Raw genomic sequence first — 8,737 nt, 5'->3', positions numbered from 1 at the left:
GCGCTTGCGATCGCCACTTAACCCGTTTCGCCGTAGATGCTGGTGACCCAGATGTGGGTGAGTGTGTCGACGACGCGGTCCTCGTCGACGGCCGGTTTCTCCGCCGCCAGCGCGGCCATCATCGTGCGTTCGTTCATCTGGTTCAGCGACGTCGCGAGGTCGACGGCGGGAATGGTCTCTGGGGCGGCACCGCGCGCCCGCTCCGCGGTGATCATCGCCGCGGTCTGGTCGATCCATTTCTGCATGAATCCCAGCCACACCGACCGGAGCTCGGAGCTGGTGGCCAGCGCCTCCGTCGCGGCGCGCGCCAGCGTCCGGTGCGTGCTGAACGCCGTGTAGAACGCCTTGATGCCGTTGCGCCACACGCGGCGCGGATCCTCGGGGAGGCGCTGCACGGCGCCGTCGAACTCGGAGTCGGCGCGCGCGATGACCGGCTCGAGCAGCGAGAGCAGCACGTCCTCCTTGGACTTGAAATAGAAATAGAAGGTCGGCCGGGAAAGGCCGGCGCCCTTGGCCAGGTCGTCGACCGAGATGCCGCTGAACCCCCGCTCCTCAAGCAGCCGCTCGGCGGTCGCCAGGATCGCCTGCTCACGGTCGTCACCCGAGGTGCGCAGGGCGCGGCGACCGCGGAGGGCGCGGGTTGTTCCGGCGGTAGTCACGGCCGCCACTTTACATGGGGTCGAAAGTTTCGACACACTGTTGACCACCTCAACACTGTGTTGATAGCGTGGCCCCATGACTGAGCACCTCGACGTCGTCATCGTGGGGGCCGGCATCTCCGGCGTGAGCGCCGCCTGGCACCTGCAGGACCGCTGCCCGACCAAGAGCTACGCCATTTTGGAGAAGCGCGCGGCCATGGGGGGCACCTGGGATTTGTTCCGCTACCCGGGCATCCGTTCCGACTCGGACATGTACACGCTGGGCTTCCGCTTCCGTCCGTGGACCGAGCGCCAGGCCATCGCCGACGGCGGGCCCATCCTCGACTACGTCAAGGGCACCGCGGTCATGTACGGCATCGACAAGCACATCCGGCTCAACCACAGGGTGGTCAGCGCCGACTGGTCCAACGCGGAGAACCGCTGGACGCTGCAGGTCGAAAACAACGGCGTGCCAAGCACAATCACGTGCACGTTCCTGTTCTTGTGCAGTGGCTACTACAACTACGAACAGGGGTTCGCGCCGAAGTTCGCAGGCTCGGAGGATTTCCAGGGCCCGATCATCCACCCGCAGCACTGGCCCCAGGACCTCGACTACACGGACAAGAACGTCGTCGTGATCGGCAGTGGCGCGACCGCGGTCACCCTGATTCCGGCGATGGCGGAGTCGGGTGCCAAGCACGTCACGATGCTGCAGCGGTCACCGACCTACATCGTCTCGCAGCCGAAGCGGGACAAGTTGGCCGAGCGGCTCAACCGCTTGTTGCCGGAGAAGCAGGCGTACACCGCGATTCGCTGGCGGAATGTGCTGCGCCAGGCGGCGCTTTACGCCGCCTGTCAGAAGTGGCCGCAGCGGATGCGAAAGATCCTGCTCGGCTTTGTGCAGCGCCAGCTTCCCGAGGGGTACGACGTGCAGAAGCACTTCGGCCCGCATTACAACCCGTGGGACCAGCGGCTGTGCCTCGTCCCCAGCGGCGACCTCTTTCGCGTCATCCGGAAGGGCAAGGCCGACGTGGTCACCGACACCATCGACCGATTCACCCCGACCGGCATCCGGCTCAACTCGGGTCAGGAGCTGCCCGCCGACATCATCATCACCGCAACGGGTTTGAACCTGCAGCTGTTCGGCGGCGCGACCGTGACCATCGACGGGCAGCCGGTGGACCTGACCAAGACGATGGCCTACAAGGGCATGATGCTGTCCGGGCTGCCGAACATGGTCTACACCGTCGGTTACACCAACGCATCGTGGACGCTGAAGGCCGACCTGGTGTCCGAGTTCGCCTGCCGGCTGCTGAACTACATGGACGACAACGGATTTGACACCGTGGTCGTTGAGCACCCGGGTTCCGACGTCGAAGAGCGTCCGTTCATGGAATTCACTCCCGGCTACGTGCTCCGCTCGCTCGACGAGTTGCCCAAGCAGGGTTCACGCACGCCATGGCGGTTGAACCAGAACTACGTGCGCGACATCCGGCTGATCCGCCGCGGCAAGATCGCCGACGAGGGCCTGCGGTTCGCCAAAAACCCCGCGGTCGTGTCGGTTTAGCCCGCAGCCGCGGTGACGACGATGCCGTCGTCGTCGCTGTAGGCGATGTCGCCGGGCGCGAAAGTCACTCCGCCGAGGCTGATTTCGATGTCGCGCTCGCCGGCGCCGGTCTTGCCGCTCTTGCGGGGATTGGTGCCCAGCGCCTTGATGCCGATATCGATGCCGCGCAGCGCGGCGGCGTCACGCACCGCGCCGTTGATGACCAGCCCGGCCCAGCCGTTGGAGCGGGCCAATTCGGCGATGACGTCGCCGACGAGCGCGGTGTGCAGCGAACCGGAGCCGTCGATCACGAGTACACCGCCGTTGCCCGGCCCCGAGAGCACCGACTTCAGCAACGCGTTGTCCTGGAAGCAGCGCACGGTGCTGACGGGCCCGGCGAATTCCGAGCGGCCGCCGAACTGGCGGAATTGAAGGTCGCAGCTGCGTACGTCGGGGCCGATCACATCGACGAGGTCGGCGGTCGGCCGAAATGAAACCGCCACCTCAGCGGCGCCGCAGCTGCCGGATCAGCAGGATCGCCAGCAGGCTGAGCGCAACGGCCACGATCAGCGGCACCGGGGATTGGCCGGGTGCGGCCGGCGGCGCCTGGGGTGCGACCGGGTTGTTGGCGCCCTCCACGGTCGACTTTGCTTGTGCGGCAGCGTCTTTGGCGGCAGCGGCGAGTTCACCGTTGGTCTCGATCCGCTGCTGTATGCCGAGGGGCGGCGCAGGCGGCGCAGCTTTGGCGGGGGCCTTCTTGGCGGGCGCTTTTTTGGCAGCCGCCTTTTTCGCCGGGGCCTTCTTCGCAGGTGCCTTTTTAGCGGGCGCTTTCGCCGCCTTCTTGGCGGCCTTGGCGGGAGGTTTCTTCTCCGGTGGTGTCGAAGCGCCGTCGGGTTCGCTGTTGGGTTGGTCCTGCGGGTCTGCCATGCGGCCGCTCCTTTGCAGCTCTCTAGAGTTCTTTCGCGCGGGCCGGGTTGCTCGCGTCCCATCATGCCAGGAGGCGCGGGACGGCCTCGCTGGCCAGGGCGCTCAGGGTCTGCGGCGCACCGCCCACCAGCCGCCGGCGGCGACCAGGGCCACGGCCGCCACCGCGAACGGCCATGCCGGAACGCCCCCACCGCCGTCGGGACCCGCCGTGGGCGGTCCGGGCGTTCCGGTGCCGGGGACCGTCAGCCGAAACGACCAGGACCCCGACACCACGTGGCCATCCGCGGAGGTCACGCGGTAATTCACCGTGTAGGTGCCGGCCGGGCCGAGCGGCCGCACGCCGACGCCGACGACCGCGCCCTGCACGCTGGGTTCCCCGCTCGACCACTGGTTGCCGTCGGGTCCGACGACCGTCATCGCCGCGAACGTCGTCTGCAACCGCTCGTTGAACGTCGCGGTCACCCGGGCCGGACCGGTCGTCAGAACCGCATTGTCCGCGGGGTCGGTGGACAACCGCGCCGCGTGCGCCGACGCCGGGTGGGCGGTGCAGATCGCGGTGGACATCATGGCGGCCAGCAGCAAGCCTGCCCAGGCGGCGAGCGCCCGGCGCGTCATGCCCGGCGGCGGACCACGGCGAGGGCTACGCCCAGGACGGCCAGCGCCAGCGCCGCGCCGCCCAGCATGCGCGCGGTGGTGTCCGATGACCTCGGCGGCGCGGCCGCCGCAGGGTGGTGGTGCTCGTGCGGTGACCCGGCCGTCGCGCTGAGCGTCAACGCGGGTGCCGGGTGTTCCGGCTCACCGCCGCCGGGCAGCGGCGGCTGGTCCCACTTCACGACCGTGCCGTCGGAATACGTCTGGGTGGCCGGGAAGCTGACGGTGTCGGAGTCGGGCAGTTGCACCGAGATCCGGAACAGCGCGAATTGGTCCGGTGCGATCCCGGCGTTTGGAGCGGCGGTCCAGGTCACCGAGCGGACGGTGCCGGCCGCCGCGTCGCGGTCCAGTCGGGCCGTCCATCCGGGAACGGCTTCGGTGCTCGCCACGGCCACGTTAGGCAGGCCGACGGTCAGCGCGGTGGTCGCCGCACCCGTATTGGATTCGTTGGGCACCTGGAAGGTGACGATCGCCATGGCGCCGCGAACCGGGTTGTCGCTGCTGGCATGCACGTGCGCCCACGCCGTCGGGATGCCCGCCGCCGAAGCGAGATAGAGCGCTGCGACCGCGATCAGGACGCGTGCGGCCTTCACGTCAGTCCGAGGCGCGCCATCAGGTCCGCCTCGATGCCGTCGAGCTGCGACGAGATCGCCGCGTGCGCCGCCCGTCGTCGCGCGGCCGGCATGTTCTCCGCGGCGGTGACGGCCGCCGAGAGGTCGCTGAGCCTTTCGGTGATGGCGCTGACGAACTGCTTGGTCTCGGCGTCCTTGGGCTTCTTTTCCTGCACCACCCGCAGCGACTTCTCCGAGCCGGCGATCCGGGCCGACAGTTGGGCGCCCTGCCCGGAGAACTGGCCGATCTGCGCCAGCGGGACGCCCAGCTGATCGGCGCGCCGCTGGTCGATGACTGCGCGCGCAGCCATGGCGCCGCGGTAGATCAGCGGCGTCAGGATGGGCGCGAGCAGCCGAGATACGGTCAGCACCCGGCGGATCCGAGTCGGCGACAGCAACTTGCCCTCCCGTGCGGTCTTGAGCTCGGCCTCGGCGACCTTCAACGCCGTGCGGTCGCTGTCCCGCTGCGATTTGATCTGTGCCTTGAGGGCCTTTTCGGCAGCGCGCCGGTCGGCCTTGAGCCGGCGGGCGTCGTTCTTGGCGGCCAGCTTGGCCTCGAGCTTGGCGCGGGCCTTGATCGCTCGGGCCTCGGCGCGACGCGTCGCGCGACTCTTTCGCTTGCGGAACAGGCCCATTGCCGGCCGCCTCCCGATAATCTCGCTGGCTTCGTCGTCCATCGCTCGCGTGTGCGCGATCCGAAAGCCAACCCTAATCGGCATGCGCCGACGGCAGCCGTTCAGGTCGGGGCCGTGCAGCCGGCCGGGCCCGAGCGTCGGCTAGGCGTCCAGGTGTTCGGCGCGGCGCAGCTCCTTGACCCGCTCCACGACGTCTTGCTGTGCCTGCGGGGACAACCCGACCGCGGCCAGGGCGATGCGGCGCACACCGTCATCGCGCATCGTCGCCAGCCAGGACAACTCCTTGTCGAGCTTCTCGTAGTACTCGTCGTCGGTGAAGTAGGCCGGCTTGATCCGGAAGAAGTTGGCCAGGGCGGCCATGGTCGCCGACGAAGGGTTGGTGCGGTTGCCCGAACGTAGCTGGGACAGGTAGGGAGCCGACATCGTGATGCCCTCCGCCTTGAGTGCGGCGATCACCTCCGCCGAGGTGTGCGGCCCGCGCCCTGGTGGATACACCGTGTCGAACAAGCGATTCAGGCGGGCGGCGAACGTCGTGCTCATCGATATGACCTCCACTTGGCTGTAGAAGTGAACTATTGCCGAGGTGTATTTGCTGATCATCGTACCGGCGGTTTGGGGCCGCATCCAGGTGCAAACCCCGAGTGGTTGGGTACCGGCATTGCTGACAGCTGCCGAATACCCACTTGACGAGCGTCTAACTAATTCGCTGGGGTGTCCACTAAATAACCGAAACTCACAGGTTATCCGCAGCGTTCGGGGTCTGGCCGGGCGTGGCGGGCGCTCGGCACCACGGAGGGACGCGCGCCTCGACCGAGGCTGCTAGGCGATTGCACGGCAACCAGCGCGCAACGCCCGCCCGTCGCCGACAACCTTTGCTGTCAAGTCGGTGACACGCCCGCAAAACGGGCCGTGGGTGCACCTAATGGCCCCCGGAAGGTACCCCTGGGGCGTTTTCGGGGTCGCGACAGCGTAGGGAAGTGGCGCCGACGGCACTCTAGCCGACGTCCGGTGACCCCCCGGCGGGTGCGGCCTCCTTGCGGCGCCGCCGCAGAGTTTGCGCCGCGCCCACTGTGGCGGCGACCAGCACGGCGGCGACGGTCACCGCGATGGCCACCGAGCGCAGTCCCAGCGCGGTGTCGAACAGCATCCAGAGGCCGAACATCAGGAACAGCAGCCCGGCCACGGCATGCAGCAGCTGCTGGGGAAGACGCCGATGCAGCAACGTCCCAGCCGCGATCGCCAGTCCGTCGGCAAGAACCATCCCCAAGGTGGAGCCGACCCAGACGCCGGTCCAGTCGTGATCGCTGGCCAACGAGACGGTCGCGAGCGACGTCTTGTCGCTCAGCTCGGCGAGCACGAAGGACGACACCACGGTCAGCAGCGCGAAACGGGATTCCCCCTTCGTCGAGACCGTCTCGCCGCCGGCCGTCCCCTCGCGCCAGGCCCACAGGGCGAAGATCAGGAACGCGATCGCCGACGCGAACGCCATCGGGCGTGCGGGGAGGGTGGTGCCGAGGAAATGGCCGATCCCCACGGTCACCCCGTGCACCAGGCAGGCGGCGATCGCCACGCCGGTGAGCACCACCCACCATCGGTAGCGCAGCGCGAAGGTCATGGTGATCAGCTGGGACCGGTCGCCGAGTTCGGCGAGGAAAACCACCCCGAGGGTTAAGAGCGTCGCGGCGAGCATGGCAGGCGACCTTTCGACACGTGTCGGTGACTGACGGGTCACCGAACATCGGTCGAAGGTCTCGCCCACCGGACCCGAGGACCGGTTCGCCGGCCGGGCTATGCGCCAGTATGTCGACTCGACGATTCGGGGCTACTCCCCTTCGCTAACGGTTCACAGGCTAGCGGGTGGGTCGGGCCAGCGGAAGAAAGGTGGCCGATTTCGGCCAGCCGTATTCTGCGATTTGAATTCCCTTACGCGGCAAGCAGCATCGCCAGGATCGCCGTGTCCGGATGGCTGATCGGGTCGACGCCCACCCGGCTCACCATCGATGTGATGGTTCCGTCGGCCTCCGCCTCCACCCACGCGGCGCGGTGCTCCAATCCCAGGTACGGCAGTCCCGGCAGCAGCACACACCCGGACGCGGCCCCGTTGCATTCCGGCAACGAGGGCGTGGTTTCCGACGGCGGATGCAACATCAGCAACGCCGGGGGCTGATGGTCCGCGAAATACCCTGGCTGGATGGCGGATTCGCCGAAGACGGTGCCCTCGGCCAGCACCAGGCCGACGGTGCCCGGCTCGGGTTCGTCGGGCAACTCCTCGCGGGCACCGAACACCGTTGTGGTGGAAAGCAATCCGGGCAGCGACGCGACCCGGACCGCTACCATCAGCAGTTGGGCCCATTCCTTGGTCGAATCGGGCCAACGCCCGGAGATCACAAACCCCTTAAGGGCACCGCGGGCATGAAAGGGTGCTATCCCTATCGGTCGATCCGACCCGGTTTCCATCTCGACCTCCGCGCGACGCCTCGTTTCGAATAACCACGCTGGTAGCTCGAATAATTAAGCATGCCTGCGCCTTCGGCGCCTTGCAACCCGACACGGTCACTGGCGTACATATTTTCAAAGTGCCCAAATTCACGCCCGATAAACGACGGGAGCGCCGCGCAATCCGCGCGACGCTCCCGCCGTTTCGAGATGAAGTCAGCCGGCGATCAGTCCCTGGGTCTTGGAGGTCGCGGCCGCATAGCGGTCCTGGACATCCGCCCAGTTCACCACGTTCCAGAACGCCTTGGCGAAGTCAACCTTGACATTCTTGTACTGAAGGTAAAAAGCGTGCTCCCACATGTCGAGCAGCAGCAGCGGCACGATCCCGAGCGGGAAATTCGACTGGTGGTCGTACACCTGGAAGATCAGCAGCTTGTTACCCAGCGTGTCCCAGCCGAGCGCCGCCCAGCCCGACCCCTGCACGGTGGTGGCAGCGGCATGAAACTGCGCCCGGAAGTTGTCGAATGACCCGAACGCGTCGTCGATCGCCGCGGCGAGCTCTCCGGTCGGCTTGTCACCGCCGTTCGGGGAAAGGTTCTTCCACCAGATGGTGTGGTTGACGTGACCACCCAAGTTGAACGCCAAGTTCTTCTCGTTCAACAGGATCGCGGCGTGATCTCCCTTGGCCCGCGCCTCTTCGAGTTTCTCCAGGGCGTCGTTGGCGCCTTTGACGTAGGTGGCGTGGTGTTTGTCGTGATGAAGTTCGTTGATTTGACCGGAGATGTGCGGTTCCAGCGCACCGTAATCCCAGTCCAAGTCCGGCAAGTTGTATACAGCCACTGCATTCCTTTCTTCGGTTATCGTCTTGGCGCTCCTGCGCGGGGCTGCCACGCGGCGGCCAGCCGTAATCAACCCTGCTCCATGACCGCGCGCGCCGCAAGAACGGCCGCTAGCGAGGGGTACCCGGTGGGCGTTGGTTCAAGACAAGACGATGACGACGAGGACGGCGAGCAGCGCCAGCGCGACCAGGGCGGCGCGCAAGGCGGCGACGCTATAGCTGTGATTGCAGGCAGGCGAGCCGGAATACGAGTTCGACGGGGCCGGGGAACCCGGACCAAACGAATGCGTGGCCATCAAGCGCCTTTCACCTGCACGTCCACCTCGCCCAAGTGAGGTGAGTCACAACGATTTTTCGTGACGGTGATCATAACCCCTCACACTGCGGTTGGAAAACGCACTGGGTAACCGCGTGCCGGAGAAGTGCACAGCGGGCGGGCACCGGCGATCGCGGCG

At 67.2% G+C, this 8,737-nt stretch carries 12 protein-coding genes; 1 reads left to right on the top strand and 11 read right to left on the bottom strand.

Annotated features, from left to right (window positions below):
- Positions 1–17 precede the first annotated feature (17 nt).
- On the bottom strand, positions 18–659 hold the full coding sequence (locus N415_RS24985; RefSeq protein ID WP_068187569.1) for a TetR/AcrR family transcriptional regulator: 642 nt from the start codon (positions 657–659) through the stop codon (positions 18–20).
- A 76-nt stretch (positions 660–735) separates the two neighbouring features.
- Between N415_RS24985 and N415_RS24980 the strand changes: the two genes are divergently transcribed.
- A complete protein-coding gene (locus N415_RS24980) occupies positions 736–2,205 on the top strand; it encodes an NAD(P)/FAD-dependent oxidoreductase (RefSeq protein ID WP_068187567.1) in 1,470 nt (489 codons plus the stop codon).
- Here the strand turns inward: N415_RS24980 and rraA are convergent.
- The 10 genes from rraA to N415_RS32345 form a co-directional block, all read right to left on the bottom strand.
- Positions 2,202–2,687, bottom strand: coding sequence for a ribonuclease E activity regulator RraA (gene rraA / locus N415_RS24975; RefSeq protein WP_068187566.1), 486 nt, complete (start codon positions 2,685–2,687; stop codon positions 2,202–2,204). The two genes, N415_RS24980 and rraA, sit on opposite strands and share 4 nt — an antisense overlap.
- A 1-nt stretch (position 2,688) precedes the next feature.
- Positions 2,689–3,111 carry a nucleoid-structuring protein H-NS gene (locus tag N415_RS24970; RefSeq protein WP_068187565.1) on the bottom strand — a complete coding sequence of 141 codons (423 nt, stop codon included), beginning with the start codon at positions 3,109–3,111 and terminating at the stop codon, positions 2,689–2,691.
- Positions 3,112–3,213: 102 nt separating this feature from the next.
- Positions 3,214–3,678 (bottom strand): copper resistance CopC family protein, encoded by a 465-nt coding sequence (locus tag N415_RS24965; protein WP_239645694.1) that lies wholly within the window; start codon positions 3,676–3,678, stop codon positions 3,214–3,216.
- A gap of 44 nt (positions 3,679–3,722) precedes the next feature.
- Positions 3,723–4,337: a YcnI family protein gene (locus N415_RS24960; RefSeq protein ID WP_239645693.1), complete on the bottom strand. Its 615-nt coding sequence runs from the start codon at positions 4,335–4,337 to the stop codon at positions 3,723–3,725.
- A 14-nt stretch (positions 4,338–4,351) separates the two neighbouring features.
- On the bottom strand, positions 4,352–5,008 hold the full coding sequence (locus tag N415_RS24955; protein WP_068187568.1) for a DUF6474 family protein: 657 nt from the start codon (positions 5,006–5,008) through the stop codon (positions 4,352–4,354).
- Positions 5,009–5,149: 141 nt separating this feature from the next.
- Complete coding sequence (locus tag N415_RS24950; RefSeq protein WP_066930409.1) at positions 5,150–5,548, bottom strand: helix-turn-helix transcriptional regulator; 399 nt, start codon at positions 5,546–5,548, stop codon at positions 5,150–5,152.
- 454 nt (positions 5,549–6,002) lie between these two features.
- Positions 6,003–6,698, bottom strand: coding sequence for a TMEM165/GDT1 family protein (locus tag N415_RS24945; RefSeq protein WP_068187562.1), 696 nt, complete (start codon positions 6,696–6,698; stop codon positions 6,003–6,005).
- Between the two features lie 233 nt (positions 6,699–6,931).
- The gene (locus tag N415_RS24940; RefSeq protein ID WP_068187561.1) at positions 6,932–7,465 is read right to left on the bottom strand and encodes a peptidase; all 534 of its coding nucleotides are present in this window, start codon (positions 7,463–7,465) and stop codon (positions 6,932–6,934) included.
- Positions 7,466–7,660: 195 nt separating this feature from the next.
- Positions 7,661–8,284 carry a superoxide dismutase gene (locus N415_RS24935; protein ID WP_067150615.1) on the bottom strand — a complete coding sequence of 208 codons (624 nt, stop codon included), beginning with the start codon at positions 8,282–8,284 and terminating at the stop codon, positions 7,661–7,663.
- Positions 8,285–8,422: 138 nt separating this feature from the next.
- Positions 8,423–8,578, bottom strand: coding sequence for a hypothetical protein (locus N415_RS32345; protein WP_173817455.1), 156 nt, complete (start codon positions 8,576–8,578; stop codon positions 8,423–8,425).
- Positions 8,579–8,737: the final 159 nt, after the last annotated feature.

The sequence above is a fragment of the Mycobacterium sp. UM_CSW genome, from assembly GCF_000455205.1.
Taxonomy (GTDB): domain Bacteria; phylum Actinomycetota; class Actinomycetes; order Mycobacteriales; family Mycobacteriaceae; genus Mycobacterium.
Note: the sequence above shows the minus strand (reverse complement) of the source record. Positions and strands in the feature narration are given on the sequence as shown.